Here is a 25,480-nt window from a genome sequence, read left to right as displayed (position 1 = left end):
GCTGGCGGCTCCTGCGGACACCCGTGATGCCCTTCGGCGCACGGCTCCCCCGGACGCCGACAGGCGCAGGATGGCGTGGTGACCACACCCTCCCGAGCCGCCGGCCTCGATGCCCTGCAGGCGTTCGTCCCGCATGCCGGAGCCGACTACCGTCGTGACCGCAACCACGACACCGGTCCGGCGCGGACCAACGTGTCCGTTCTGTCGCCGTACGTCCGGCACCGGCTCGTCACCGAGCAGGAGGTCGTCGACGCCGTGCTCGACCGGCACAGCCTGCACACCGCGGAGAAGTTCGTGCAGGAGGTCTTCTGGCGCACCTACTGGAAGGGGTGGCTCGAACAGCGCCCCGAGGTCTGGCGCCGCTACCGCGCAGAGGTCGCCGACCTGCTCGCCGGCGACCTGCCCGCTCACTACGCGGACGTGCTCGCCGGGCGGTCCGGCATCGAGGCGATGGACGCGTGGGTGCACGAGCTCGTCGAGACCGGGTACCTGCACAACCACACGAGGATGTGGTTCGCGAGCATCTGGGTCTTCACCCTCGAGCTGCCCTGGCAGCTCGGCGCCGACTTCTTCTACCGACACCTCCTCGACGGTGACGCCGCCTCGAACACCCTGTCGTGGCGCTGGGTCGCCGGACTGCAGACCCGGGGGAAGACGTACCTGGCGACGACGGAGAACATCGCGCGGTACACCGACGGCCGGTTCGCACCGACCGGCCTCGCGACCGAGGCCCGAGCGCTCGACGAGGAGCCCTTCCCGGCCGCGGTCCCGGTGCCGTCCGACGACGTCGACGGCCGGATCGGCGAGCACGTCGGGTTGCTGCTGCACGAGGAGGACCTGGAGCCCGGGAGCCTGCTCGCGGAGCACCCGTCCCTCGCGGCGTCGATCCGCGCGGTTGCCGTGGCCGCCGACCCCGGGCAGCGTTCCCCGGCCGGTGTGTCGCCCGCGGTCGCGGCCTTCACAGCCGGTGCGGTCGCGGACGCTGCGACGCGGACCACCGATGCAGCGGTGCTCGACTCGGTCGAGCCTTCCGCCGTCCTCGACTGGGCAGGCGCTGCGGACCTGGACACGGTGGTCGTCCCGTACGCGCCGGTCGGCCCCGTCCGGGAGCGTCTCGACCTGTTGCGCTCGCGCCTCAGCGCGGAGGGCGTCGCGCTCGTCACCGTGCGTCGGCGGTGGGACGGGCGCGCGTGGCCGTACGCGTCGCGAGGGTTCTTCCCGTTCCGGGGGCGGATCCCTGGTTTGGTCCACGGGCGGTAGCCGGAGCCGCGAGCTGTGGGGTGGGCGCTGTCACGGCCTGGAGGCGCGGGGCGAGTCCGCCTCGCAGGCTCACCTGACGGGTCCGAAGGTCTCAGATGTGGCTGGCGCTCGCGTGTGGTCATGGCGTTCCGCGCTTCGTGAGGCGAAGCACGGCCGGTAGCGGATCGATCGCCGGACTGCCTGACGCCGTACGCTCGCCGCATGAGACGCGTTCTCGATCTCCTTGGCATCACCCGTGCGAAGGGGTCACCTCGGCCCAAGATGCTCAACGCGATCATTGATGGTGTCGGGCTCTTCTTCGTGCTCACTGGTGGCTCGGTGATCGCCGGCAACGTTGAAGCGGGTAGCTCCACCGCGATCTGGACGGGTGGCGCTCTGATCGTGGTGGGCCTGGCGTGCTGGATCGTGGAAGGCGTTCTGAGCAGTCGGACAACGGGCAGCGGACCGTCTCGATAGCCGCTACCGGCACGGGATGCTCGTAGGCTTGCTGGGTGATCGCGCGAGTTCTTGGTTCTGGTCGTCCGCTCGTCGCCCTCCACGGCTTCGGGGTGGACCACCGAATCATGCTGCCACTGGCGGACGCGGTGCAGGATCTGCCTTGGCGGATCGTGTTCCTCGACCTGCCGTGGGCCGAAGACGCCGCGGTGACCGCAACCGCGAAGAGCGCGGTTGACGTGGCCGACGAGGTACTCGCCGAGATCGACGACCACCTCGGCGACGAGCCCTTCGCCGTCATCGGGAACTCGTTCGGCGGCATGATCGCTCGACACGTCGCCCACGAACGCCGAGACCACGTCCTCGGAGTCGCGACCCTGGCGGGTGTCGTGCATGCAGCACACGCAGACCGTACTGTCCCAGAGCGCACCGTGCTGCACACCGAAGCGTCCGTCCTCGAAGCCGCTGGCGACGCGCGAGAAGCCTTCGAGGAGGTCAGCGTCATCCAGGACGCCGCCGCGTTCGCAGCGTTCGAGCGGTATGTGCTGCCGGGTCTCCGTGGCGCCGACCCTGCCGTGATGGACCGTATCGCCGCCGACTACGCACTCGGTGTCCTGCCGGAGGAGCTCCATCCGGAACTGTTCACCGCTCCGGCCTTGCACCTGTTCGGTCGGCAGGATGACGTCGTCGGCTACGAGAACGGGCTCGCACTCCGGGACCACTACCCGCGAGGGAGCTTCGTCGTCCTCGATGGTGCTGGGCACAACGTGCACCTCGAACAACCCGGGATCACCGCCGCCCTGATCCGCGACTGGCTCGCACGCATCGACCGGTAGCCGATCGACAACTGGACACTTCTTGTGAGTCTCTGCGTTGACCCACTGGCCCGGAGCGGTCACGGCTGGCGCAGAATGATGATCCCGGCGATGAGCGCCCAGGCCTGGAGTGGGAACACCGTGATGCGTTCTGCCATCCCGATTCCGACAGGTCGACGGGGTTGACGATGGCGATCGCGGTCAGGATGAAGCCGAGCAGCCCCGTGATCCCGAGCACGAGTGCGGAGCGACGAACAATCGGGCAACCTCGGGTCGACCCGGAACGACCGGCGACGACGAGGGCGATGTTCCCGACGATGAAGATCGGGAGAGCGCCGACGGAGTGTCCGGCGATGTTGACGTCCTCTGGGATCAGGCCGACGATGAGCCAAGACCGTCCGGCAAGGACGACCATGACCTGCCATGCCGGCTTCCGGCGGGTCTGGGACCAGGCGGTGGACACCAAGACCGTTCCGAGGGCCGTTGAGGTGCCCACGATCCTCACGTCGGCTGGAGACCATGCGCACGTCGCGCCGTGACCACCCTCGGCACCGACTCGGTGTCGACCGGCCCACTGTCATGAGTGGTTCAGGCGTTGACGGTGGTACCGCGGCGTCGATCGATCCTGCACATCGCGAGGGCGATGGCTGCTGCAAGGACTGCTCCGACCGTGTTCATGAACCAGTCGTTCGTGTCGCACCGGCGGCCGAGCGCGGGTGCGAGGGCCTGGACGGCCTCGATGCCGGCGGAGAGCGCGACCGCACCCGCGAGGACCGTGAGGGGGCGGCCCGTCGCAGCCCCGAGGAAGAGCACGAGCGGCAGGAGCAGCGCGACGTTGGCGAGAGTGTCGAGGCCCTGGAAGGGGACGGAGAACTGCACCGTACAGCTGACACCGCCGGGTCGGGTGCCGTCGGGCAGCAGGGTGAGGACGAGCGCCGCGACGAGCGACACCGCGGACAGACCGAGCAGCACCCCGCGGAGGCGCAGCCGGTGGAGCACCCATGCGAGCACGGCTGCGAGCACGACGACCACCCAGAACCCCGCGCGGAACAGGGATGCGTGTTCGACGAGGAACGTGGAAATCATCAGGAGGCCTTCCGGTCGCGGTCGCGGTCTCGGTCGCGGTCGTGGTCGAGTCGGTCGAGCCAGATGCGCATGAGTGCAGACTCCTCCGGGAGGAGCGCGTCCGACGCCCCCTGCTCGAGCTGGGCGCGGACCTGGCGACGCGCGGCCGCGCTGGCGCCGTCCGGGTCCGCGGCGCCGCCCCGGCGCGACGGGGCGACGAGGACCGCGTCGAGGACGGCGTCCCGCAGGGTGTCAGCGACCTCGCTCGTGCCGACAGCGTCTGGGTCCGCCATCCGGTCGAGCGCGAACCCGACGTTGGCAGCCAGGAGCATCGTCGCCGCGACGGGGACGTCGATCCGGAGCATGCCGGCGGCGGCGCAGCGGGACAGGGTCCGCTCGAGCAGCACCGTCAGACCGTCCCTCGCGGCGCTGCTCGCCCAGGGGCGTGGTGCGAACATCAGCCGGTAGAGCGCGGCGTGCTCGCGGGCGAAGGCGAGGTGGTCGTCCCAACCCCGGCGGAGGTCCACCGAAGGGTCGTCGGACACCTCGAGTTCGGCCTTCCGCTGCGTGTAGCGCTCGAGCCCCGCGTCCGCGAGGGCGTCGAGCAACCCGCGCTTGTCGCCGAACAGGCGGTAGAGCACCGGTTGGGTGACACCCGCCGCCTCGCACACCGCACGGGTGGCGACGTCGCCGTCGGGCGCAGCGACCAGCTGCGCCTCCGCGGCGCGGAGCAGATCGCTCCGGAGTGCTTCGTCAGTACGGGCCATGCGCCAATCGTAGCGCAGGTTGTATCGATGATCGTATCCGTGTTAGCGTCTGCGTAACGTCGAAATGAACGACGCGTACCAGTGAAAGGAAGCACCATGAGCACCGCACCCGAGCGCATCGCCGTGGTCACTGGCGGATCCCGCGGCATCGGCCGCGCGATCTCGACCCGACTCGCCGCAGACGGTTTCACCGTCGTCGTGAACCACGCCAGCGGCACAGACGCCGCAGCCGCCACCGTCGCCGAGATCGAAGGAGCAGGCGGGCGCGCTCTTGCCGTGCAGGCCGACGTCGCCGACGAGCACGCCGTCGCCGCGATGCTCGACCGGGTCGAGACCGACCACGGCGGCGTCGACGTCGTCGTGCACTCCGCCGGACGGCTCGCCCTGTCGACCATCGCCGACCAGGACCTCGAGGCCCTCGACGCACTCCACCGGACGAACATCCGTGGCACTTTCGTCGTCGCGCAGCAGGCAGCCCGCCGACTCCGGGCAGGCGGCGCCTTCGTCGGCTTGTCCACGTCGGTCGTGGGGACGCAGTTCCCGACCTACGGCGCGTACGTCGCGAGCAAGAGCGCGGCGGAGGGCATGGTGATGATCCTGGCGAAGGAGCTCCGCGGCCGGGACGTCACCGCGAACGTCGTGGCCCCTGGGCCGACGGCGACCGAGCTGTTCCTCGACGGCAAGACGCAGGAGCAGATCGACGCGCTGGCGAAGGTGCCGCCGTTGGAGCGCCTCGGGCGGCCGGAGGACATCGCCGGCGTCGTGGCGTTCCTCGTCGGGCCCGACGGCCGTTGGGTCAACGGGCAGACCATTCGCGCCAACGGCGGGATGGTCTGATGGCCACGCCCCGTGTCATCCTCGTCACGGGCGCGTCCAGCGGCTTCGGTCGACTGACCGCGGAGTCGCTCGCGCGGGCCGGCAACGTTGTCGTCGCGGGGATGCGTGCCGTCGATGGCCGGAACGCACCCGCCCGCACCGCGCTCGCGGACCTCGCCGCGCAGGAGGGCCTGCAGCTCGGCACCGTCGAGCTGGACGTCCAGTCGCAGCAGTCCGTCGACGACGCCGTCGACACGGTCGTCCGCAAGCACGGACGCATCGACGTCCTCGTGCAGAACGCCGGGCACATGGCGTACGGACCCGCCGAGGCGTTCACGCCGGAGCAGTTCGCGGCGCTCTATGACGTCAACGTCGTCGGCGCCCAGCGCGTCGCCCGTGCCGCCCTGCCGCACATGCGCGACCGGCGATCCGGCCTGGTCGTCTGGGTCGGCAGTTCGTCCACCCGCGGCGGCCACCCGCCGTTCCTCGCGCCGTACTTCGCCGCGAAGGCCGGCATGGACGCCCTCGCCGAGAGCTACGCCGCGGAACTGATCCGCTTCGGCATCGACACCACCATCGTCATGCCGGGGGCCTTCACCTCCGGGACGAACCACTTCACCAACGCCGCGGTCCCCGACGACACCGCACGTGTCGCAGAACACGACGCCGAGTACGGGGGGCTCCGCCAGGACCTGACCGGGCGTCTCGCCGCGATCGTGCCGGTGGACGCCGACGTGCAGGACGTCGCCGACGAGATCGTCCGCCTGGTCGGTCTCCCCGCCGGCAGTCGCCCGTACCGGGTCCACGTCGACCCCTCGCGCGACGGCAGCGAGGTCGTGTCGGCGGTGGGCGACCGCATCCGAGCCGAGTTCTACCACCGCGTCGGCATCGGGGACCTCCTGTCCGCGAACGCCGCACTCTGACCCCGGACCGTCCGGGACACCCACCGAGAGGAACACCATGCCCTTCGCCAACATCAAGGTCCCCGCTGACACCCTGACCCCCGAGTCGAAGAAGAAGCTCCAGGACGCCGTCACCGACGCCATCGTCGCCGCGTACGGCGAACGAGCCCGCCCCACGACGCTCGTCATCCTCGACGAGGTCGCCGACGGCGGCTGGATGCTCGGCGGCACCATCCTCAACGAGGCGCTGCTCGGCCGCGTCTGATAGCCCGCCCGTGGTGGGGGCCGGCACGACCGGCTCCCACCACACTCCGCGGGTCGACGCTGCTGCTCACCGTCGACGCGCACCCCGCACCTGGGGCTCCGCCTGCGGCCACCCCAGACACCGTTCTCCGAAACCCGACACAGTCGCGCGTCCGCGATCTCGGTGTGTCGACACTCCCGAAGGAAGACCATGCAGCTCACCCAGCGAGCACGCCGCACCATCGCCCTCGCCGTCGTCCCGACTGCGGTCCTGGCGTCCGGCCTCATCATCGCGCAGGCGTCCTACGCCGCCTTCTCCGCCACCACGAGCAACGCCCCGAACAGCTGGTCCGCCGGGTCGGTCGCGCTCAGCGACGACGACTCCGACACCGCGCTCTTCACGGCCACCGGCCTGAAGCCCGGCGACAGCCAGACCTCGTGCATCGTCGTCACGTCGACCGGCTCGCTCCCGTCGACGGTCAAGCTGTACGGCACGAGCCCCTCGACCACCAACTCGCTGTCGAGTTCGCTGAACGTCTCCATCACGCAGGGCACCGGTGGCACCTTCGGCAACTGCAGCGGATTCACCCCGCTGCCGTCCGGCGCCATGGTCTGGTCGGGCACCCTCGCCGACTTCGGGACGACCGCCACGAAGGCCTCGAACGGCGTCGGCACCTGGCGCACCGCCGGCGGCTCACCCGAGTCGCGCACCTACCAGATGACGGTCGCACTCGACCCTGCGACGCCGAACTCTGCCCAGAACGGGACCGCACGCATCGGTTTCACCTGGGAAGCCCAGAGTTCCTGAGTCCGGTCGTGGTCGACGTCGCCCCGCGTCCGGACGGACGACGCGAACGGTCCCCCGCAACGGTGGCGACGCTGTCCGAGGACGCCTCTGCCGCGACCTGGGTGGTGTTCGTCGCAGCACTGCTCGGCCGCACGGTCCTCCTGGTCACGGTGGGCCTGCTGCTGTGGGCAGCGCTGCCCGCGGCGTGGGCGTGGATCCCCACGACGGTGGTCTCCGGCTCGATGGCGCCGCAGATCCGCCCCGGCGACGTCGTCGTCGCCATGCCGGTCCACGGTCAGGACGTGACGGTCGGGCAGGTGCTCCTGGTCGAGGACCCCGATCGCCCGGGAGCGCTGCTGCTGCACCGACTCGTCGCGAGGACGCCGTCGGGTGCCCTGCAGCTCCGCGGCGACGCCAACCCCGCGCCGGACGCCCGGACGGTGGACCCAGAGGACGTGCGCGGCATCGGCGTGCTCCGGGTCCCGCTGGTCGGTCTCCCCGCACTATGGGTCCGCGAGCACGACACCGGCAGGCTCGCCGCGGCAGCGCTCGGACTCGGCGGCGCCCTCGTGCTCTCGTCCCGACTGAGCGGCCCCGGCGGGTCCGAGGTGACCCGTCCGGTCGGGCACGGACGGCGACGGCGACGGTCCGGCCGGGCGGAACGACCCCGGAGCGTGGCCCTGATCGGTGTGCTGGCCGCGGGCCTCGCCGTGGCGGTCGTTGCGAACAGCGCCGCGCACGCGGCGTTCACGGCGACCGCCGCGAACACGGCGGACCGCTTCGCCACCGGCACCTTCCCGTGCCTTCAGCGCGCCCCGTTCGCGCACACGTGGCTGACCTACCGCTTCGACGACGCACCCGGGACCACTGCGGCCGACGGATCCGGGAACGGGCACCACGGCACCCTCACGCCGGGCGTCTCCCTCGCCCCGGGCACGTGTCGTCCCGGCGACAGCCCGTCCCTGCTGACCGGCGGGGTCCGCGGGCAGGTGATCACGGACACGGCGATCGAGGCGCCGCAGGTGTTCGCGATCGAGACCTGGTTCAGGACGACCACCACCACCGGCGGGGTGCTCCTCGGCTTCGGGAACCTCCAGACCGACCAGTCCACCAAGTACGACCGCCAGCTCTACCTCTCCGACGAGGGCGCCGTGTACTTCGGCGCCTACAACGGCACCAACACCGCGATCAGCTCCGCAGCCGGCCTCAACGACGGTGCCTGGCACCTCGCCACCGCGACCATGGACGCCTCGGGCATGCGCCTCTACATCGACGGCAAGCAGGTCGTGGCGAACAGCAACACCAGGGCCGAGGTCAGCACCGGATGGTGGCGGATCGGCTTCGACAACCTCAACGGCTGGCCCGGCAACCACACGACGTTCCACTTCAAGGGCAACCTCGACGACGTCACCGTCTACGACGACACGTTGTCGGCAGCAGCTGTCGAGGAACACTTCGCAGCCGGCCGGTGAGCGGCAGGTCGCCCCGGCGTCGCGTGCCGAGACGTCGGAGTTCAGCCGAGCTGCTGCTCGATCTGCGGCAGGAGCATCCGCACCGCCGCGGTGACGACGTCGTCCACCCGGTCGGGCGGGATCCGGCCGGCGGCCGCCAGCGCGCTGATGCCCTCGGTCGTCGCCGCGAGCAGGAACGGGATGGGGCCCAGCGACGACGGGTCGCGCTCGCCGAGCAGCTCCGCACCGAGCGTGAAGAACCGCTCCGCCGAGGACCGCGAGGCCTCGTCCCGGGTCTCGCCCTCCGTCGAGGCGAACATCAGCTGCATGAGGGGCCCGTTCCGCTGGGCGAAGCGGACGTGCGCCCGGACGTACGCCGTGAGGCGAGGCTCGAGGTCCCCCGGTCCGCGAGCGGCCTCCAGGTGACCGCGGAGTTCGTCGAAGCCGTCCGCGGCGATCGCGTCGAGGACGGCGTCGCGGTCGCGGAAGTGGCGCAGCGGCGCAGCGTGGCTCACACCGACGCGACGCGCGAGTTCACGCACCGTCACCGCCTGCTGCCCCTCCTCGATCAGCAGCGCGCGCCCCTCGCGCACGAGCTCCTGCCGGAGCGACCCGTGGTGGTACGTCCGCGCTTGCGCACTCATGCCTCCAGTGTAGGCGTTGACAACAATGTTTGCGGTGTCTACATTGACGTCATGGACGACACCAGGACCGGTCGGGCACCGACCGACGAGACCGTGATCATCACCGGCGGCACGAGCGGCATCGGGAGGGCGACGGCCGTCGCACTGGCCGGGGCGGGAGCGCGGATCGTCCTCGCGGTCCGGAACACGGAGAAGGGGCGCGCGGTCGCGTCGACCCTCCCGGGAACGCCGGGAACGCACCGGGTCCGCGCGCTCGACCTCGCGCGACTGGAGACCGTCGAGGCGTTCGCGGCCGGCATCGACGAGTCGATCGCGATCCTCGTCAACAATGCCGGCGTCGAGTCGAAGGACCTCCAGCGGACCGCGGACGGGCACGAACTCCAGTTCGGCACGAACCACCTCGGGCACTTCCTGCTGACGACTCTGCTCCTGCCGCACATCACCGACCGGGTCGTCACCGTCGCCTCCCAAGCGGAGCGTATGGCCCGACTCGACCTCACGGACCTCGACTGGTACCGACGCACGTACAACGGCGGCCGCGCCTACGCCGACTCGAAGGCCGCCAACCTGCTCTTCACCTCTGAACTCGACCGGCGGCTGCTGGCGGCGGGGTCCCGCGTGCGCGCCCTCGCCGCGCACCCCGGGCTGGTCAAGACGGCCATCTACGAGCGACCGGCCGGAGCGCGCCCCAACCTCTGGGACCGACTCGTCCCGGTCCTCGGACAGGAGCCGGAGGACGGGGCGCTACCCTCCCTCATGGCCGCGACGGCCGACCTGCCCGGGGACACCTTCGTCGGGCCGCAGCGCATGATGCACATGCGGGGCGGCGCCGAGGTGATCGGGCGGTCCAAGCGCGTGCAGGACCCGGACATCGCGGCTCGTCTCTGGTCGATCTCCGAGGACATGACCGCAGTGGACGCCCGCCGGTGAGCACCGTCCGCGTCGACACCCCGGCGGTCCGTCCCGGGGCGCGCGGGTGGCATCGACCGCTCGTGGCCTTCGCCGCGGCGATGTGCGTCTGGGCGGTGGTCTGCCTCGTGGGGATGCTCGTCGACCACCGCACGCTCGCCGCCGACCCGATCTGGGCGAAGCCGCTCAAGTTTTCGATCTCGCTGGCGCTCTACGCGGTGACGCTGGCGTGGATGCTCTCCATGGTGCAGCGCCCCGTCCTCCGTCGACTCGGCTGGTGGGCCGGGACCATTGGCGCGGGCGCGTCCCTCCTGGAGATCGTCGTCATCGCCGTCCAGGTGGTGCGCGGTGTCGGCAGCCACTTCAACGTCTCGACGCCGACGAACCAGCTCTTTTACCAGCTCATGGCCGGCGGGGTCACCCTGATGTACTGCGCCACCCTGCTGGTCGGCGCCGCGGTCGCCGTCTTCTCGCACCTGCCGGACCGGGCAACGGCCTGGGCACTGCGGATCGGTCTCGTCATCGCGCTGGTCGGCCTGTCCGTCGGCTTCCTCATGGTCGTCCCGACGGCGGCGCAGCTCGCGGACCCGGGTTCGGGGACGTACGGGTCACACTCCGTCGGCGGTGACGACGCGTCCGGCGGCATCCCCTTCCTCGGGTGGAACACCGTCCACGGCGACCTCCGGGTGTCCCACTTCGTGGGAATGCACGCTCTGCAGGTACTCCCCCTCCTCGCGCTCGTCCTGCCGGCGACTATGCGCGAACAGACTCGGCTGCGCGTCGTGGTCACCGCCGGGGCGGCCTACGCCGCAGCCACCTCGATCACGCTGTGGCAGGCACTACGAGGCCAGTCGGTCCTCCACCCCGACCTCCTCACAATCGAGGTCGTCGGAATCGTCGCCCTCCTCATGGGCTCCGCCTCAGTGATCATCCGCCACCGAAACTCGTGACACTTATCGACGAGCCACGAAACGATCAAAGGCTCCTCGAAGACCTCGCTAGGGGATCCTTCAGCGAGACACCCTTGGTGCCATGCAGTGCCGCATTATTCGCGCTAGCCAGAGACGGCGCTTTGCGCGATTGAGCCTGAGGGCCGCCAGTTAGGCTCGACGCGGATCGAAGGACGGGTCCCAGGATGGCTTCTGACGAAGAACGGCCTCACGTGCCACTGCGCGACCTCGTCGGTGAGCTGACGGCGGCGCCCCTGCCGGAATGAACGAGGGCGGAATCGATCTTCATGATGATCAAGCTCGATGACGGTTCCTGGTGCGCGCGGTCCATAGGTGACAGCTGCAACAGCTCGGAGTTCCTGGGTGAGCTCGTTGGATACACGCACGCCGCCACGGTGAGCGCCGCAAACGAATGGCTCGACGATCCGGAGTGGGAGTCCTAGCGCTGCGGGGTTCCCTTCTACGGGAACGAACGGCAGGTTGATGTGCGCCCCGCCCCAAGTTCAACCGAATTCGACTTAATAACCGATGGTCGTCCAGTACGTGGATGCGACGTCGAGGTCAGAGCTGACCGACCCTGAGTACCGCTGTTGGATGCTCCAGCTCTTTGACTCAATCGCGATTTCGAGCTCGGCCGATCAGCGCGTCGACCCACAGGCCCACGCCGGCGGCTAGAAGGCCGACGCCGAGGATCCATGTCGGAAAGCCGTGGGTCGTGATCGCGGCCCGCATCGGCGTCAGTAGGCACACCAGACCCAGCACGAGGAATGCGGTTGCAACGCTCGCCGGACGCCAGAACTTGGACTTCCTCATGAGACGAACTTAGCCAGCATCAGACGGCGAGGTCTTGATTCCAGCCCGCCGCTAGCCGATCGTTTACTGAGACGATGTCGGTGTGGGGACCTTCGTGCTTCGATCCACCGCTATCGCTCTGTGCGGTCTTGCCGCAACCTGGCTCGGCATGGGTGCCGAGCAGGTCTGCCCAGCGATCTACCCGGCACCCGAGTCGTGCGGAGCCGGCGCACGGACCACCCCTGCCGCGGTCGGTACCGGCGTGATCACCGCAATACTCGCCCTCAGCATCGTTGTCGCCGCTCTGAGGAACACGCGAGTGATACGGGTGATGATGGTCACTCTTCTCGGAGCAACCAGCACGGTGACGCCGATCTGGACGCTCTTCGCGGGCGGGTTCGCCGCTGACGAACGCGTCCTCACCATCGCGCTCCTGATCCTGCTCATCATTGCGATGACCCTGGCTGCGACGCGCGCTCCGCGGAAGGAGCGAGGAGAGCGCTTGTGATCCCGCGGTTGGTCGCGTCTCGGGCGACCATCGGCTACCGCACGGCAGGAGCGCCCACGCCGAAGGCTGTCGTCAGGTTCCGCCAGTGATTGTCTCTACGATGCAACAGTGGCGAAGAGGATCGGCACGGAGACGGGTCGACGGCTATGGGCGGTCCTCGGCTTCGTCGGGCTCGTGGTTCTCTTGGCCGACGTCGTACAGATCGCTCTCGATCCTTCTCGGCCAGGTCCGTACTTCACCGCCGTCAGCGGGCTCTGCGTGCCGATCTCCGCCTTCATCGTCTTCCGCGCGACTCGTAGGCCACCGAAGGGCTGACAAGCAGAGCAGAAGGCTCCTCGCCGCTCGTCCCATTGAAGGATCGGCTATCGGACACAGAAGCGGGCCCAGGAGTCGGAGGGCAGTTCAGGCCGACCGGGGACGTCTCGCTGCTCGAACGTGCACGACCGATCGAGTTCAGCAGCAACCGTGTGCCAGAACTTCGCTGCGCCCTCGTTGCGGTCCTGGAAGGCAACAGCCCATCGACCGGGGTGCGCGGCGGTCAGCTCTGTCACGGCTGCTCGTCCAATGCGAGAGCGTCGCGCTCCGTGCACGACGAAGAAGCTACTGATCACGTGCTCGTCGGTGTCGAGTCCGCGGAGGACCGCCAATCCGACCGGGTGCGGCCCGAGCTGGAAGACGTGCGCCGACCAGCCCGGTTCGGAGAGGCCGGCATCGAGCCGTTCTTGGCGGAACCGGCCGCGCTCGTCGGGGAGCGTGCCAGTGAACGCGGACATCTCGTGCCGGAACATGGTCCAGAGCTGTTCGAGCTGTGGGCGGTGTCGCTCGTCAGCGGTGGTGATGGTCAAGGGCGTGGGAGTGCTCATACGGGAAAACCTCCGCCGTGGTCGGCAGAGGTTTCGTTGCAGACAGTCTATCGCCCCATCCGGTTCCCCATCGTTCATCGGACGGAGGGCGGAAGCTCGGCGCAATCCGACCAGAGGACGAGTCCTCCTTTCGGCGGAACGTCGTGCCATCGGCCGTTGCGACGCTTCTTGCCGCCGTACCGTGACCCCATGAGGAAACGGTTGCTCGTGTTCTGCCCCCCTGCTGGGGCGCTGGTGTTGCTGGCCGCCTGGTGGGTCACCCAGCGTGCTGGCGTCGTGGATGTAGTCCCGACACGGAACGACACCTTCCTCACAAACCCGTACGCAGTGCTCGTGATGATCGGGTACGCCGTCGTGCTCGGTCTCTCTGGTTTCCGGTCGCGCCAATCGATCATGCTGCTGGTAGCTCTCGTCGTCCTGCAACTGCTGTTCTGGCCGACGCGCTTCAGCCAGGTGAGCTGGGTCGGGTACCTCATCCTGTTGCCCCTCCCTCTTGTGCTCGCCCGCTCGACATCGGCCACCAGGCGCACACAGACGTTCGTGTTGTTGCTGGTGTCGTCTGGCGTCGTCGGCCTGCTGCTCACGATCCCCGCGTTGTCTGTGTCAGGACGGTGGGGTCTCGTCAACGGGCAACCGTGGGGCAGCGAGGTGGTTCTGAACGCGCTCACTTGGGTTGTCGTCTGCGTCACTGCGACCGCTGGTCTGTGGAAGCTCGGTAGCAACCACCTGGGGCGACGAGAAGAACGAACACAGGGCGACCGGCCAACTGTGGCGCCGGAGTCGATCAGCGACCTCTCGGCGCGAGAACGGGAAATCTTCGCGTTGGTCGCGGAGGGCCGCTCGAACGCAGACATCGCGCGGACGGCGTTCATCAGCGAAGCCACAGTCAAGTCGCACGTCGGCAGCATCCTGTCGAAGCTGGAGCTGTCGTCGAGGAGCGAGCTCATCGCGTTCGCTTACCGCACTGGCTTGATGACGCCGAGCACATCTCGATAGCCGATCGGCATTCGGACACGTCATCGGGGCCATGGCGTGCGTATCCACTTCGCTGGTGCTGCGCGTCCATGACCGATAGACAAGGAGCTACGGCCAACGAAGGAGTTGTCGGTGCTGGTTCAGGTTTGTGGTCTTCCCGGCGCAGGGAAGTCGACGCTGTCTGCTGCGCTCGCGGAGCTGCTGCCCTCGCTGACGCTCCGCGTCGACGCGATCGAGGGTGCGATGTGGAAGTACCGAATCCCGCGCGAGCAGTCGGGGATCGCGGCGTACTCGATCATGCATGCCATCGCGGTACCGAACCTGCGGCGAGGACAGACTGTCATCGCGGACGCGGTGAGCGGCGTCGAAGCCGCCCGGGCCGGATGGGTGTCGACAGCGGATGCCGCCGGGGTACCGCTGCGCGTGATCGAGGTCGTGTGTGCGGACGTTGAGGAACACCGTCGCCGCGTCGAACAGCGTGCGAACGACCTGCCCGGGTTCACCTTGCCGACGTGGGACGAGGTACAGCGCACCGCCGACGAGTACGAGCCCCGCACGGACAATCGGCTTGTCATCGATAGCACCGGCCCTCTTGAAGAGACGGTCCACCAGGCCCTCGACTACCTCGAACTCCACGCCCGGTAGGCGCTGGGGCCCCGGACACTTCTGCGGCGTCGCCGTTGGCAAGGTAGTCAGCACAGATCCAACCCGCCAACCGGCGAGTGATGTCTACAGTCGAGCCAAGAACGGAGCTGACCTGTTCCTGCCGATCCTGATCGCGGGCATGGTGATCGGAACGGCCCTTCTCGTGGTTGCCGTGGTCAAGACCGTGCGGCACCACGGGTGGGGGCAGCAGCGGTGTGCTCCCCCCGCCATCCCGTGGTTCGTGGCTGGGTTCATCGTCCTAGTGGCGGGGCTCGTGGCCGCGTTCGCCGTCGCGAACGGTGCGTGAGGCGGTGCGGACACGGCGAGACGTTCCGGTGCCAGTCGTGACACGCGTCACACTCGGAGCAGGCGCAGCCGTGCTCACGGTGCTCGCGGTCGTTGTCCTGGTCGAGGACGTCCGTGATTGGCCCTTCGCCCTCCTGCTCGTGGGCGTCACCGTTCTCATCGCTCTCCGCGGAGTTGGGGCCGGCATCAACCTCCAGGAGAACGAGCTGGTGCTTCGTGACTACCTGCTCACCACTCGGATCCGACGAGCGCAGATCGTCAGTGTCGAACGGTTCCCGGCGATCGACTGGCGCAGCGCCGGAGGAGTACCGCGAGAGACGCTGATGTGGGCGTTCGTCCGCCGCGCCGCCATGATCACCGCGCCCACAGACAGTGACCGCGCCCACGCCCGATCGATCGTCGAGAACTGGCTCCTCGACGGTGAAGAGCGCCATCACTCATCGAGCGACGAAGCACCGTCGTGAAAGCACAGCTTCGGTAAGTCGGCAAAGAAGCGTCCGATAGCCGACCCGCTACCGGGCACCGGCTGCCTGATGGCTCCTCGGACCAAGCCGACGTCGGGAGCTCACCTCGGAGCCGGATGACCGCGGACGTGATCGGATGGCTTCGTGCAGACAGTGATCCTGACCGGGATGCCCGGTGCGGGCAAGTCCACCGTGAGTCGACTTCTCGCGACGAGGCTGCCGCGCGCCGCGCGGATCGCAGCGGATGAATTGAACGCCATGATCATCGCCGGCGCCGTATGGCCACTTGGTCAACCCGCGGAAGAGGCCGCCCGCCAGGTCGAGCTCAGCTACCGGAATCTCGCTGCGCTGACCAAGAACTTCACCGAGGCTGGGTTCGTCACGGTCATCGACTGCGTCATCCCGGATGGTGCGCACCTCGATCGACTACTCGGGCATCTCTCGTCGGATCCCTTCTCTCTGGTTGTTCTTGCCCCGGGCGCAGCTGCGTGCAAGGAGCGCGACGCAGGGAGAGAAGCGAGCGAGCGGTTCACCTTCGACGGGTACGACGAACTCGACCGGTCGATTCGTCGCGGCTTCGGAGACCGCGGTTGGTGGATCGACACAAGCGATCTCAGCGCAGACAGAACGGCGCAACTCATCGCCGCCAGACTCGACCTCGAAACTCCTGCGTCTCGCTGAACGATCGGCTATCGGACGACCCAGCGCGGTAGCGTGCGCTGGTGCAGATGGTCGATGGCGTGTGTGTCTGGTGGAGTGATGAGGGCGGTTGGGGCGCTCTCCGTTCGGACGAGGTCGAGTCAGAGGTTTTCGTTCACTTCTCCAACGTCAACATGACCGGCTACCACTCACTTCGAGCCGGACAACGTGTTCGGTTCCAAGTGGAGCCATACCCTCCGGGGCAGGATGGCTACTTCTTCCGAGCCCACGACGTCGCGATCATCTGACCACTGAAGGATCCGCAGACGGACGGTCGATACCGCCACCATGATGAGGTCTATGCCTGTGCTGACAAGCGACGTCACCTCCGCGGTTGTCGCTGCCGGTCGACGTCACTCGATCGGAGTCCGATCGGACGGGACCGTGGTGGCCGCCGGCAGTCCTCGCGCTGAGGAGTGCCAGGTGCAGACCTGGGAACACGTTGTCACCGTCGCGGTCGGGAACGTGCACACCGCTCCGAACACGGGACGCTCCCACACCGTCGCGCTCACCACCCACGGTGCACTGCTTGCGACCGGGTGGAACGGAGACGGCCAGTGTGAGGTCAGCTCGTGGACAGGAGTCGCCGCTGTCGCCGCCGGCTGGCGACGCACTGTCGCGGTCCTGGAGGATGGCACGGCACGCGCTGCGGGCCGCCCGAATGAGGGAGCGTGCAACGTCGCGTCTTGGACAGACCTTCGAGGCGTAGCTGCGGGTGACTGGCACTCGGTCGGACTCAGGAGAGACGGCACCGTCCTGGCCGTCGGCAACAACCGCCGAGGACAGTGCGACGTCTCCGAGTGGTCGGGAGTGCGGGCCGTGGCCGCGGGCTACCTTCACACGATCGCTTTGACCGATCGGGGAACGGTCCTTGGCGTGGGTGACCACACGGCCGGCCTCCATGACCTCGCTCGTTGGAGAAACGTGGTCTCGATTGCGGCAGGCAGTCACCATTCGGTCGGTGTGACCAGCGACGGTCGGGTGTATGCCGCGGGTGACAACTCGCACGGTCAGTGCGACGTCGGCCTCTGGCGTGACGTCGTGCGGGTGTCCGCTGGCTCACAGCACACGGTCGCTCTACGCGCAGATGGGCACGTTCTCGCGTCGGGAAGCAACAGCTCCGGCCAGTGCGAAGTCACCGACTGGCTGCTGAGCGAGCCGGACGGGCCGTCTCGATAGCCGATGGGTTGACGGCACCGGGAACACCCCGGTGCTGTCAGCGCCCTGACCGACCAGCTCGTTCCGAGAAGATCAGCACCATGAACGCCATCACGACGCACGCTGCTCCGACGATCTTCGTCGGCACTCCTGGTGGCAACACGAAGAGCCCGACTCCGCATGCTGCCAGCAGGATCAGGAGCGTGAGAGTCAAGGGGCGGATGCGCATGTGCCTGCTTACCAGCAAGGCCCCACTGGCGTCTCGATAGCCGATCGCCTATCGGACGAAAAGCGGCCTCATCCCGTAGCGCCGGATCGGAGTAGGCACGCCGCCATGGATCATCCCGAGCTCGTCACCGTCGCTGACCGTCGCATCATGATCGGCGTCCTCGCGAACCTCGCAGCCGCCTTCCTCGACGCAGTCGATCATCCTGGCACCGCCGTCTCACTCATGCGACATATGACCGAAAGGTTCCGCAACGACCTCAGACGTGATCTTGGGCACGCTCCGACCGACCAGGAATGCTACGAGGCCGTCGAAGCACAGATCGATCGGCTCCGACACTCCATCGGGGAGTACGACCAAGCGTCCGTTAGACGGTCGTATTCGACACCGAGAGACGAGGGTCGGTCGCGCTATCAATGCGCATCCCGCCCGGGCTGAAGGCTAGCCAGCACCACCCTGTTTGTTCTCCCTGTGAAGTAGTATCACTGTGAAGTGTACTGTTCGGCGTAGCCAACCCTCCGTCTGCACAACTCCGAGAGCAGGAACCATGTCCCGTCCCCGTGTCCTCGTCACCGGCGCCAGTGTTGCCGGCCCGACCCTCGCCTGGGGCCTTACCCGCGCCGGCTTCGACGTGACGCTGCTCGAACGGTCGGCCGAGCAGCGACAAACCGGACAGAACATCGACGTGCGCGGCATCGGCAAGGACGTCCTCGACCGACTCGGCGTCCGGAGCATCGTTATGCAGCACCTCACCGGTGAGGCCGGCACCCGCTACGTCGAACGCGACGGCAAGCCGTACGCGGAGTTTCCGAAGAGCACCACCGGCGACGGCCCGACTGCTGAGATCGAAATCCTCCGCGGACGGTTCTCCAGGATCCTCGTCGATCTCGTCCCCGACAGCGTCGACCTCCGCTACGGCGACTTCATCATCGGTGTCCAGCAGACCTCCGACGTTGCGGAGGTGACGTTCGACAGCGGCGCGACCGAGCGCTTCGACCTCGTGATCGTGGCCGAGGGCAGGAGCTCTCGCACGCGTCGCATCCTCTTCGTCGAGGAGACCGAGCTGCGCGACTTTGGTGTGACGATCACCTACGGCACCATCGACCGGACCCCGGAGGACACCGAGTACTGGGACTGGTACACCGGCACCCGGGGTCGCGTGGCATCCATCCGCCCGGACAATGAAGGCACCATCCGGGCGAGCATGTCGTTCGAGTCCGAGCCGATGGGCTTCGAAACCCTCCCCGTCGAGGCGCAGCTTCACGTCCTTCGCGCGAGGTTCCGCGATGCCGGCTGGCAGACGAGCCGGATCCTCGACGGATTCGACGCTCGCCGTGACGAGTTCTACGTGCAGCGCATGGAACAGGTCGTCGTGTCCCGGTGGAGCAAGGGGCGGGTCGTCCTCGTCGGCGACGCCGCCTGGGGGTCCGGGCCGACCGGCATGGGCACCACACTCGCGCTCGCGGGCGGGTACATCCTCGCCGGTGAACTCGGCAAGACCCTCAACGGCCCGACGACGCACCACGACGCGTTCGGCGAGTACGAGCGGCTGCTCCGCCGATACGCAGACAGCGCACAGGGCCTCCCTGCTGGTGGTGCACGGCTGCTGCACCCGTCGACACGTCTCGGTCGTGCAGGCATCCAAACCCTGCACCGCGTGACGTCCGCGAAGCCGCTGCAGCGCTTCGCCGAAAAGCACCTCACCAGCGAGAAGCACGTCCCGGCCCTGCCCGCCTACGAAGCGCTCTGACCCGCCGAACCGACAGGAACACACACAGCATGACCAACACGAAAACGACGACCACTCCGGCGAGCCAGAGCACTCGGAAGTCGCGCGATCAGGAGCGGCCGCTCCGGACGGGCTGGATCCTTGCGACCCTAGCGGTGACGCAACTGATGGTCGTCCTCGACGGCACCATCGTCAACATCGCCCTGCCGAGCGCCCAAGCAGACCTCGGGTTTACCGACGCACAACGCCAGTGGGCAGTGACCTCATACGCGCTGGCGTTCGGCAGTCTGCTCCTGCTCGGAGGCCGTCTCGCGGACCTGTTTGGCCGGAAGGCGACGTTCATCACCGGCCTGGTCGGCTTCGCGGTTGCGTCCGCGATAGCGGGTGCTGCGACGAACCTGGAGTTCCTCATCGCAGGCCGCGCCCTGCAGGGGGCTTTCGGCGCGCTCGTTGCGCCGGCCTCGCTGGCGCTGCTCACCACGACGTTCACCGAACCGAAGGCACGAGCCCGCGCATTCGGGGTGTTCGGGGCAGTCGCCGGCGCCGGCGGCGCGATCGGACTCGTCCTCGGCGGCGCGCTCACCGAATACACCTCATGGCGGTTGTGCCTCCTGGTGAACCTGCTGTTCGCGGCCGTGACCATCCTCGGCGCCGTGCTGTTCATCCCCAAGCAGACCAAGCCCGAACAGACGCCCCGCCTCGACGCCCTCGGCACCGTGCTGATCGTCCTCGGTCTCGTCAGCATCGTGTACGGCTTTTCGTCCGCCGCGGAGAAAGGTTGGGGAGCTGCGATCACGCTTGTGCCGCTCGCGGCCGGTGTCGTGCTAACCGTCGCTTTCTGCATTGTCCAGACTCGGGTCGCGCACCCGCTCCTTCCGCTGCGGGTGGTCACCGACCGGGACCGAGGTGGCGCGTTCATCACCTTGGCGCTCGTCGGCGCAGCCCTGCTCAGCGTGTTCCTCTTCGTCACCTACTACCTGCAGGTCGTCCGCGGCTACACGCCGCTTCAGTCCGGTGTCGCGTTCCTCCCCATGCCGCTGAGCATCATGCTCAGCTCGGTACTGATCGCGCCGCGCCTGCTGACCAAGTTCGGCCCGAAGGTTGTCATCATCACCGGCGTCCTGTTCGCCGCAGCGGCGCTGATGATCCTGACCACGACCTCCCTCACCAGCAACTACTGGGTCACGATCGGTCTCGGCCTGTTTACCCTCGGACTCGGGCTCGGCAACATTTTCGGCGCCTCCTTCAACCTCGCGACCGCCGGCGTCCGCCCGGCCGACGCCGGCGTCGCTTCCGCGATGGTCAACACTGTCCAGCAAGTCGGCGGCGCAATCGGCACCGCCATCCTCTCCACAGTCGCCCAAGCCGTCGCCTCCGACTACGTACAAGCCAACGGCACCGGGGCCCGCCAGCAGCTCCTCGCTCAGTTGAGCAGCTACCACACCGCATACCTGGTCTCCGCGGCAGTGCTGGTTCTGATCGCCATCACCATGACGTTCGTTCTGCGTTCCAAGCGTGCGAGAGAATCAGCGTCGTGACTGACCCGCGGACCGACGTTCTGGAAGCACTTAGGTCTTACGCCATCCGGTACCAGGAGTCAGCGCACCACTTGGCGGCGTTCCTCGATCTCCCCATGAACGACGGCGCCGCCCTCGGCGAGATCCTCTGGGCAGAGAACGAAGGCAACCCGCTGTCCGCAGCCCGACTGCACTGGCGAATCGGGATGACCTCGGGCGCAACGAACGCACTGATTAAGCGACTTGAAGCGCGCGGGCTCGTCACCCGCACCCGCGAAAGCGAAGACCGCCGCATCGTGACGCTCCGCGCCACCGACGACGCCCGATTGCAGACGGCGCCGTTCCTGCACGCGTCTGCCGACGATCTGCAGGGGGCGTTGGCCTCGTACAGCGACACCGAGCTCGCTACGCACGCTGCCTTCCTGCGGCACTTCGCCTCAGTCTTGCCGCAGAGCACATCACCCAGCACCGACTGATCCTCTTCCCGCCCGCACAAACCTCGCGGGAGCCGATCAGGCGCCGCTACCGGAGCGACTAACCGTCGATGCCAGACGGCCAGCGGTCACCAGCAGCTCATCACAATCTCACCTGTAGCGCACAGGTTCGGTAGCCGCCACTCCGGCCAAATGCTCCTGGGGTCTTGAGCACCTCAGTCGGTGCGCAGAGCAGCAGGTCCAGGCCTACGGCGAATTGCCTTCGGCAACACTGCACCCTGAATCAATTTCTTGCTTCACGTCATGATTCGAACACCCCGAAAGGTCACCATGCAACGCCGACGCATCAACCCGGTCTTCTGGCTCCTCGCCAATTTAGGTTCCCGAGTCCGTTACGTTCCGAAGATCGCGGCCCCCCTCACTACGACGGAACTACCCGCGGAAACCCGGCTCCAGATCCCGACACGGCACGGAGTGATCACCGCGGTCGTCATCCGCCCTGTCGTCCCGACCGCGCGCCTAAACCAGATGCCGCCCGTGATCGTGCAGCTCCACGGCGGAGGCTTCCTCAACCGCTACCCGGAGCAGGACCGCCACATCGCCCGGTACTTCGCGGCGAAGCTCGGCGTCGTCGTCATCCTCCCCGACTACGCAACGGCGCCCAAAGCGCGCTACCCCGTAGCGGAAGAGCAGGCGTTTGACGCGGTCCGCTGGGTCCAGGACTTCGGCTTTCGCCACGGGTGGGACGGACGCCAGCTCCTCCTCTCCGGCATCAGCGCCGGTTCGAAGCTCGCCATCAACGTCTGTCAGCAGCTCCATGTCGACGGCGGAATTCGCCCGCTCGCGGTCTCGCTCATCGTCCCCGTCACCGATATGAGTCGCACCGACCGCACCTCCTCGATCTCCAGGCCAGCGATCAACCCATTCGTGCAGCGGCTAGTCAGCTGGGCTTACTTCCCCGACGCCGATCGGCGCCGTGAGCCCCTCGCCGCCCCCCGGTACGACCCAATGGTTCCCGCTGCGATGCCGCCAACCATCATCCAAACTGGCGAGTACGACACGTTGCGGCCGGAGGGGAAAGAACTGGCGGATACTCTCACCAGCAACGGCGTCGAGGTGACCTACAACGAGTACCCGAAGGCCGATCACGGCTTCTACTCCAGCGCCCCAATCGACCGCGTCGAGAGTCTCCTCGCCGCGATCACGACGTTCTTCGCAGACCGACTGCGCTGACCAGGACACTGTTCAGTCGGCTTGCGACGCGCTCCTCCTTGTCTCGCCAAGCTCGTGCGAGACAAGCGAGCGGCAGGTAACCCGACTGCACATCGTTCGCTGTCCCTTTGTTCCACCGATGTCTGCTCGTCCGCACACGGCGATCACTGGCGGCTAGCTGGCTAGACCGGTGGGGTGCTACCGACTGTTCGGACGAAATCCCGGCGACGTGGAACGGGATAGGAACCTGGTCCACGAGCCGTCCGGCAAGAAGCTTCATGTTCCATTGGGCGGCAGGCAGAGCAGTCATTGCTCGGACTGCAACGGCAGGTCGGCGAGATCAGTTACCGTCAGCCCTTCGAGAGTGTCTACGCGAGCCCACGATCGATTGAGCTCGATTGGAACATCGCATGGAACGGCAAGCACGGCTGCACCGCTGCGCACTGCTGCCTGCAGTCCGGTGGGTGAGTCTTCGATCGCGACACAATGGTGGATCTTGACCCCGAGGCGCTGGGCCGCGAGCAGGTACGGCTGCGGGTCGGGCTTGCCGCGCTCGACGCTTTCCTCGGTGACCAAGACGCTGATGGCACCGGCGGGCAGGGCGGCGACGACGATCTCGACGATGTTCATCGGCGAGGTCGTGACGATCGCCTGCGGTACACCGGCGTCCCGCAGGGCTCGGACGAGAGCGACGGCTCCTGGTCGCCACCGGATCTCGCCGCGCAACGCGTCTGCGACGCGCTCGGTCAGTACTCGGCTGATGTCCTCGGCGCTTCCGGGGACCCCCTTCGCGCTGATCGCCGCGGCGGTCGTCTCCATGTCGGACCCGATGAGCGCGAAACCGTCACCGTCGGACCAGGTGCCGCCGTGCTGCTCGACGAGGGTGCGCTGCGCGAGGATCCACGACGGCTCTGAGGCGATGAGCGTGCCGTCCATGTCCCACAGCACTGCCCGCAGCTCGCTCACGACTGTCCCTCCGGTCCGATGAGCAGCGCGGCGCCGATGGCGCCGCCGAGGTCATCGAGTGCCGTACCGGTGATCTCCGGGACGGGTGCGGACGTCATCGCGGACACCGTCTGCTGCATCGCATCCGCGAAGTCGGGCAGCAGCGTGGCGGCGCTGCCACCGAGGACGACCCGGTCGGGTCGGTACTGGGTCGCGAGTTCGATGATGCCCTCGCCGACCCGGGTGCCGTAGTCCTCGAGCACGCGTCGAGCTGCAGCATCGGTGGTGGCCGAACGTTGCAACGCCTGCAGGTCCGAGACACCCGTCACGGTACGAGCACGACGTTGCAGACCGGACCGTGATGCGGTCTGCTCGAGGCACGTCGCACGACCGCAGTAACAGGGTGCCGGTCCGTTCGGAACGGTGATGTGGCCGGCTTCGGCGTGGAGGCCGTCGCCGCCCCGGAGGATCGCTCCGTTGCGGACGACGGCCACCCCGACACCGGTACCCAGCGTGAGCAGGAGCATCGCTGCAGCGCCGATCCCGGCACCGACCCGGTACTCCGCCAGCGCGGCAGTGACCGCGTCGTTGTCGACGACGACCGGCACCCCGAACGCTCCACCCAGCTCGCTCGGAAGGTCGATCCCGGTGAGCGCTAGCAACGTGTCCTCGTTCCGGATGACCCCGTCACGATCGACGGGCCCGCTGGCTCCGACACCGATCCCGGTGATCGGGCGCGCTGCACGCTGCAGCAGCGATCCGATCGCCGTCCGCAGCTCCGTCACAGCGGTGGTGTGGGACGCCGGAGTGCTGATGGTGACGGCGTCGACGACATCGGTGTCGGCGACGAGCGCGATGCGGGTCGCCGTGCCACCGATGTCGAGGCCGACGCGGGCCGTTGTGGTGCTCATCGGTCGCTGATCACAGCGCCGTCGTGACTTTGCTGCCGAACGCGAACGCGCCGGGCTCGACCCCGTTCTCACGAGCGAGGTCCACGGCGAGCAGCTGCGCGACGACAGCCCCCGTCGCGAGGCCTTCCAGCCGCGAGGAGGACGGTGCAGCCAGCGTGACGGCTCCGTCGATCTCGAGGTCACCGACGAGGACCACTTGCGCGCCGGTCGCGACGAGGTCCGTGGCGAGGCGTCGGACGCTGCCGTCGGTGTCGTTGGAGCGTGCGCCGTAGAGCACACCGGTGAAGCCGAGGCCAGCGAGTTCGAAGGGGCCGTGGCGGAACTGCCCACCGACGTGGCCTTCTGCAGCGACCTTCGAGGACTCCTTGGTGATGAGCCCGGCGAACAGCGCGGTGGCAGCGTCGTCACGGTTGCCGACCGTGGCGAACCGGGGGCGGTCGGCGCTGAGGGTCGTGGCGGCGATGGCGGCGGTCGGAGTGTTGTCGATGACGTGCTGCACGGTGTCCGCGATGCGAGCCGCCTCACGCTGCGCAGCAGTGACGTCACCCCCGGTGGCGGCGGCGATGAACGCTTCGTGCGCGACGAGCGTGTTGAGGTAGCTCTTCGTGCTGACCGTCGCTTCCGGACCGCTGTGGAGCGGCAGGAACAGGTCAGCGCGCTGCGCCAGGGGACTGTTCTCGTCGGCAGCGATGCCGATGACGGCGCCGGGGCGCTTGCCACCGTCGATGCGGTCGAGGAGCTCGACGACTTCACCGCTGGCACCCGACTGGGACGTGGCGACGAGCAGCGTGTCGTCGGTGAGGAGCTCCGGTGTGTCCAGGAGCTGGCCGGCGTCGACGGCCCATGCGGTCCTGCCTGCTCCGGTCAGGGCCCTCCAGGTCGGGATGCCGGCGAAGTGGGAGCTGCCCATGCCGGTCAGCACGATGCGGCTCCAGGGGCGCGCCGTGAGGTCGGTGAGCTGTTCGGGCAGAGCAGCTTCCGCGATGCGGTGCAGTGCGGCGGGCTGGTCGAGGATGTCGGCTTCGAACGGGGTGATGGCGGTGGTCACGGGT

The 25,480-nt window shown here is 68.1% G+C and carries 30 protein-coding genes; 22 read left to right on the top strand and 8 right to left on the bottom strand.

The genetic code is table 11. The features are described from left to right. The first annotated feature begins 78 nt into the window (after positions 1 to 78). The 3 genes from AB0N84_RS12325 to AB0N84_RS12315 all read left to right on the top strand — a co-directional run bounded on the left by AB0N84_RS12325 (position 79) and on the right by AB0N84_RS12315 (position 2,531). Complete coding sequence (locus AB0N84_RS12325; protein WP_363546669.1) at positions 79 to 1,260, top strand: FAD-binding domain-containing protein; 1,182 nt, start codon at positions 79 to 81, stop codon at positions 1,258 to 1,260. 201 nt (positions 1,261 to 1,461) lie between these two features. Continuing rightward, positions 1,462 to 1,716, top strand: coding sequence for a hypothetical protein (locus AB0N84_RS12320; protein WP_363546666.1), 255 nt, complete (start codon positions 1,462 to 1,464; stop codon positions 1,714 to 1,716). 35 nt (positions 1,717 to 1,751) lie between these two features. Then, positions 1,752 to 2,531, top strand: a complete 780-nt coding sequence (locus AB0N84_RS12315; protein ID WP_363546663.1) for an alpha/beta hydrolase — start codon at positions 1,752 to 1,754, stop codon at positions 2,529 to 2,531. Positions 2,532 to 3,098: 567 nt separating this feature from the next. On the opposite strand, the gene AB0N84_RS12310 is transcribed toward AB0N84_RS12315, so the two are convergent. Together AB0N84_RS12310 and AB0N84_RS12305 are read right to left on the bottom strand one after the other, a co-directional pair. Then, positions 3,099 to 3,596: a VanZ family protein gene (locus tag AB0N84_RS12310; RefSeq protein WP_182046281.1), complete on the bottom strand. Its 498-nt coding sequence runs from the start codon at positions 3,594 to 3,596 to the stop codon at positions 3,099 to 3,101. Continuing rightward, positions 3,596 to 4,342 carry a TetR/AcrR family transcriptional regulator gene (locus AB0N84_RS12305; protein WP_363546660.1) on the bottom strand — a complete coding sequence of 249 codons (747 nt, stop codon included), beginning with the start codon at positions 4,340 to 4,342 and terminating at the stop codon, positions 3,596 to 3,598. The genes AB0N84_RS12310 and AB0N84_RS12305 overlap by 1 nt, the downstream gene beginning before the upstream one ends. A 96-nt stretch (positions 4,343 to 4,438) precedes the next feature. Between AB0N84_RS12305 and AB0N84_RS12300 the strand changes: the two genes are divergently transcribed. From AB0N84_RS12300 to AB0N84_RS12280, 5 genes are all read left to right on the top strand, one after another. Then, the gene (locus AB0N84_RS12300; protein ID WP_182046283.1) at positions 4,439 to 5,179 is read left to right on the top strand and encodes an SDR family oxidoreductase; all 741 of its coding nucleotides are present in this window, start codon (positions 4,439 to 4,441) and stop codon (positions 5,177 to 5,179) included. Next, positions 5,179 to 6,081: an SDR family oxidoreductase gene (locus AB0N84_RS12295; RefSeq protein ID WP_363546656.1), complete on the top strand. Its 903-nt coding sequence runs from the start codon at positions 5,179 to 5,181 to the stop codon at positions 6,079 to 6,081. The genes AB0N84_RS12300 and AB0N84_RS12295 overlap by 1 nt, the downstream gene beginning before the upstream one ends. A gap of 37 nt (positions 6,082 to 6,118) precedes the next feature. After that, a complete protein-coding gene (locus tag AB0N84_RS12290; RefSeq protein ID WP_182046285.1) occupies positions 6,119 to 6,325 on the top strand; it encodes a tautomerase family protein in 207 nt (68 codons plus the stop codon). A gap of 189 nt (positions 6,326 to 6,514) precedes the next feature. Further along, positions 6,515 to 7,111 carry a hypothetical protein gene (locus tag AB0N84_RS12285; protein ID WP_363546653.1) on the top strand — a complete coding sequence of 199 codons (597 nt, stop codon included), beginning with the start codon at positions 6,515 to 6,517 and terminating at the stop codon, positions 7,109 to 7,111. 62 nt (positions 7,112 to 7,173) lie between these two features. Continuing rightward, on the top strand, positions 7,174 to 8,562 hold the full coding sequence (locus AB0N84_RS12280) for a LamG-like jellyroll fold domain-containing protein (protein WP_363546650.1): 1,389 nt from the start codon (positions 7,174 to 7,176) through the stop codon (positions 8,560 to 8,562). 41 nt (positions 8,563 to 8,603) lie between these two features. Here AB0N84_RS12280 and AB0N84_RS12275 read toward each other — a convergent pair whose 3' ends face one another. Beyond that, a complete protein-coding gene (locus tag AB0N84_RS12275; protein ID WP_182046288.1) occupies positions 8,604 to 9,185 on the bottom strand; it encodes a TetR/AcrR family transcriptional regulator in 582 nt (193 codons plus the stop codon). A gap of 51 nt (positions 9,186 to 9,236) precedes the next feature. On the opposite strand from AB0N84_RS12275, the gene AB0N84_RS12270 reads away from it, so the two are divergent. Both AB0N84_RS12270 and AB0N84_RS12265 read left to right on the top strand, forming a co-directional pair. Continuing rightward, a complete protein-coding gene (locus tag AB0N84_RS12270; protein ID WP_363546647.1) occupies positions 9,237 to 10,115 on the top strand; it encodes an SDR family NAD(P)-dependent oxidoreductase in 879 nt (292 codons plus the stop codon). Further along, a complete protein-coding gene (locus tag AB0N84_RS12265; protein ID WP_363546644.1) occupies positions 10,112 to 11,044 on the top strand; it encodes a hypothetical protein in 933 nt (310 codons plus the stop codon). Before AB0N84_RS12270 ends, AB0N84_RS12265 begins: the two co-directional genes overlap by 4 nt. Before the next feature lie 612 nt (positions 11,045 to 11,656). Here AB0N84_RS12265 and AB0N84_RS12260 read toward each other — a convergent pair. Next, a complete protein-coding gene (locus AB0N84_RS12260) occupies positions 11,657 to 11,857 on the bottom strand; it encodes a hypothetical protein (protein WP_363546641.1) in 201 nt (66 codons plus the stop codon). Between the two features lie 82 nt (positions 11,858 to 11,939). Between AB0N84_RS12260 and AB0N84_RS12255 the strand changes: the two genes are divergently transcribed. Together AB0N84_RS12255 and AB0N84_RS12250 are read left to right on the top strand one after the other, a co-directional pair. Further along, the gene (locus tag AB0N84_RS12255; protein ID WP_363546638.1) at positions 11,940 to 12,344 is read left to right on the top strand and encodes a hypothetical protein; all 405 of its coding nucleotides are present in this window, start codon (positions 11,940 to 11,942) and stop codon (positions 12,342 to 12,344) included. A gap of 108 nt (positions 12,345 to 12,452) precedes the next feature. Then, on the top strand, positions 12,453 to 12,659 hold the full coding sequence (locus tag AB0N84_RS12250; RefSeq protein ID WP_363546635.1) for a hypothetical protein: 207 nt from the start codon (positions 12,453 to 12,455) through the stop codon (positions 12,657 to 12,659). A gap of 47 nt (positions 12,660 to 12,706) precedes the next feature. Here AB0N84_RS12250 and AB0N84_RS12245 read toward each other — a convergent pair whose 3' ends face one another. Then, the gene (locus AB0N84_RS12245; RefSeq protein WP_363546632.1) at positions 12,707 to 13,189 is read right to left on the bottom strand and encodes a GNAT family N-acetyltransferase; all 483 of its coding nucleotides are present in this window, start codon (positions 13,187 to 13,189) and stop codon (positions 12,707 to 12,709) included. Positions 13,190 to 13,396: 207 nt separating this feature from the next. Here AB0N84_RS12245 and AB0N84_RS12240 point away from each other — a divergent pair, with 207 nt between their 5' ends. The 10 genes from AB0N84_RS12240 to AB0N84_RS12195 all read left to right on the top strand — a co-directional run bounded on the left by AB0N84_RS12240 (position 13,397) and on the right by AB0N84_RS12195 (position 22,593). Further along, positions 13,397 to 14,203 carry a response regulator transcription factor gene (locus AB0N84_RS12240; RefSeq protein WP_363546629.1) on the top strand — a complete coding sequence of 269 codons (807 nt, stop codon included), beginning with the start codon at positions 13,397 to 13,399 and terminating at the stop codon, positions 14,201 to 14,203. A gap of 111 nt (positions 14,204 to 14,314) precedes the next feature. After that, on the top strand, positions 14,315 to 14,827 hold the full coding sequence (locus tag AB0N84_RS12235) for an ATP-binding protein (RefSeq protein ID WP_363546626.1): 513 nt from the start codon (positions 14,315 to 14,317) through the stop codon (positions 14,825 to 14,827). Positions 14,828 to 15,204: 377 nt separating this feature from the next. Next, positions 15,205 to 15,597 (top strand): hypothetical protein, encoded by a 393-nt coding sequence (locus AB0N84_RS12230; RefSeq protein WP_363546623.1) that lies wholly within the window; start codon positions 15,205 to 15,207, stop codon positions 15,595 to 15,597. A gap of 144 nt (positions 15,598 to 15,741) precedes the next feature. Then, positions 15,742 to 16,278 (top strand): AAA family ATPase, encoded by a 537-nt coding sequence (locus AB0N84_RS12225; protein ID WP_363546620.1) that lies wholly within the window; start codon positions 15,742 to 15,744, stop codon positions 16,276 to 16,278. Between the two features lie 47 nt (positions 16,279 to 16,325). Beyond that, on the top strand, positions 16,326 to 16,544 hold the full coding sequence (locus AB0N84_RS12220) for a cold shock domain-containing protein (protein ID WP_363546730.1): 219 nt from the start codon (positions 16,326 to 16,328) through the stop codon (positions 16,542 to 16,544). Between the two features lie 40 nt (positions 16,545 to 16,584). Next, positions 16,585 to 17,475 (top strand): chromosome condensation regulator, encoded by an 891-nt coding sequence (locus tag AB0N84_RS12215; RefSeq protein ID WP_363546617.1) that lies wholly within the window; start codon positions 16,585 to 16,587, stop codon positions 17,473 to 17,475. 752 nt (positions 17,476 to 18,227) lie between these two features. After that, the gene (locus AB0N84_RS12210) at positions 18,228 to 19,430 is read left to right on the top strand and encodes an FAD-dependent monooxygenase (protein ID WP_363546614.1); all 1,203 of its coding nucleotides are present in this window, start codon (positions 18,228 to 18,230) and stop codon (positions 19,428 to 19,430) included. Positions 19,431 to 19,459: 29 nt separating this feature from the next. Beyond that, complete coding sequence (locus AB0N84_RS12205; RefSeq protein WP_363546611.1) at positions 19,460 to 20,947, top strand: MFS transporter; 1,488 nt, start codon at positions 19,460 to 19,462, stop codon at positions 20,945 to 20,947. Continuing rightward, positions 20,944 to 21,402 carry a MarR family transcriptional regulator gene (locus AB0N84_RS12200; RefSeq protein ID WP_363546609.1) on the top strand — a complete coding sequence of 153 codons (459 nt, stop codon included), beginning with the start codon at positions 20,944 to 20,946 and terminating at the stop codon, positions 21,400 to 21,402. Before AB0N84_RS12205 ends, AB0N84_RS12200 begins: the two co-directional genes overlap by 4 nt. Before the next feature lie 495 nt (positions 21,403 to 21,897). Beyond that, positions 21,898 to 22,593, top strand: coding sequence for an alpha/beta hydrolase (locus AB0N84_RS12195; protein WP_363546605.1), 696 nt, complete (start codon positions 21,898 to 21,900; stop codon positions 22,591 to 22,593). 285 nt (positions 22,594 to 22,878) lie between these two features. On the opposite strand, the gene AB0N84_RS12190 is transcribed toward AB0N84_RS12195, so the two are convergent. The 3 genes from AB0N84_RS12190 to AB0N84_RS12180 are packed head-to-tail and all read right to left on the bottom strand — an operon-like array spanning position 22,879 to position 25,476. Beyond that, entirely contained in the window at positions 22,879 to 23,538 is a 660-nt protein-coding gene (locus tag AB0N84_RS12190) for an HAD family phosphatase (RefSeq protein ID WP_363546603.1), read from the bottom strand. After that, the gene (locus AB0N84_RS12185) at positions 23,535 to 24,428 is read right to left on the bottom strand and encodes an ROK family protein (RefSeq protein WP_363546600.1); all 894 of its coding nucleotides are present in this window, start codon (positions 24,426 to 24,428) and stop codon (positions 23,535 to 23,537) included. The genes AB0N84_RS12190 and AB0N84_RS12185 overlap by 4 nt, the downstream gene beginning before the upstream one ends. Positions 24,429 to 24,438: 10 nt before the next feature. Next, positions 24,439 to 25,476: an SIS domain-containing protein gene (locus AB0N84_RS12180; RefSeq protein WP_363546598.1), complete on the bottom strand. Its 1,038-nt coding sequence runs from the start codon at positions 25,474 to 25,476 to the stop codon at positions 24,439 to 24,441. Between the last annotated feature and the right edge of the window lie 4 nt (positions 25,477 to 25,480).

It is taken from the genome of Curtobacterium sp. NPDC089185 (assembly GCF_040685235.1).
In the GTDB taxonomy this organism is placed as follows: Bacteria; Actinomycetota; Actinomycetes; order Actinomycetales; family Microbacteriaceae; genus Curtobacterium; species Curtobacterium citri.
This window is presented reverse-complemented; position numbering and strand designations above follow the sequence as displayed.

What these genes read in the sequence shown, in the direction of transcription:
- AB0N84_RS12320 (WP_363546666.1), top strand. Translation starts at nt 1,462, where the DNA reads ATGAGACGCGTTCTCGATCTCCTTGGCATCACCCGTGCGAAGGGGTCA.
- AB0N84_RS12310 (WP_182046281.1), bottom strand. Translation starts at nt 3,596, where the DNA reads ATGATTTCCACGTTCCTCGTCGAACACGCATCCCTGTTCCGCGCGGGG.
- AB0N84_RS12305 (WP_363546660.1), bottom strand. Translation starts at nt 4,342, where the DNA reads ATGGCCCGTACTGACGAAGCACTCCGGAGCGATCTGCTCCGCGCCGCG.
- AB0N84_RS12300 (WP_182046283.1), top strand. Translation starts at nt 4,439, where the DNA reads ATGAGCACCGCACCCGAGCGCATCGCCGTGGTCACTGGCGGATCCCGC.
- AB0N84_RS12295 (WP_363546656.1), top strand. Translation starts at nt 5,179, where the DNA reads ATGGCCACGCCCCGTGTCATCCTCGTCACGGGCGCGTCCAGCGGCTTC.
- AB0N84_RS12290 (WP_182046285.1), top strand. Translation starts at nt 6,119, where the DNA reads ATGCCCTTCGCCAACATCAAGGTCCCCGCTGACACCCTGACCCCCGAG.
- AB0N84_RS12285 (WP_363546653.1), top strand. Translation starts at nt 6,515, where the DNA reads ATGCAGCTCACCCAGCGAGCACGCCGCACCATCGCCCTCGCCGTCGTC.
- AB0N84_RS12275 (WP_182046288.1), bottom strand. Translation starts at nt 9,185, where the DNA reads ATGAGTGCGCAAGCGCGGACGTACCACCACGGGTCGCTCCGGCAGGAG.
- AB0N84_RS12270 (WP_363546647.1), top strand. Translation starts at nt 9,237, where the DNA reads ATGGACGACACCAGGACCGGTCGGGCACCGACCGACGAGACCGTGATC.
- AB0N84_RS12260 (WP_363546641.1), bottom strand. Translation starts at nt 11,857, where the DNA reads ATGAGGAAGTCCAAGTTCTGGCGTCCGGCGAGCGTTGCAACCGCATTC.
- AB0N84_RS12240 (WP_363546629.1), top strand. Translation starts at nt 13,397, where the DNA reads ATGAGGAAACGGTTGCTCGTGTTCTGCCCCCCTGCTGGGGCGCTGGTG.
- AB0N84_RS12220 (WP_363546730.1), top strand. Translation starts at nt 16,326, where the DNA reads ATGGTCGATGGCGTGTGTGTCTGGTGGAGTGATGAGGGCGGTTGGGGC.
- AB0N84_RS12215 (WP_363546617.1), top strand. Translation starts at nt 16,585, where the DNA reads ATGATGAGGTCTATGCCTGTGCTGACAAGCGACGTCACCTCCGCGGTT.
- AB0N84_RS12210 (WP_363546614.1), top strand. Translation starts at nt 18,228, where the DNA reads ATGTCCCGTCCCCGTGTCCTCGTCACCGGCGCCAGTGTTGCCGGCCCG.
- AB0N84_RS12205 (WP_363546611.1), top strand. Translation starts at nt 19,460, where the DNA reads ATGACCAACACGAAAACGACGACCACTCCGGCGAGCCAGAGCACTCGG.
- AB0N84_RS12185 (WP_363546600.1), bottom strand. Translation starts at nt 24,428, where the DNA reads ATGAGCACCACAACGGCCCGCGTCGGCCTCGACATCGGTGGCACGGCG.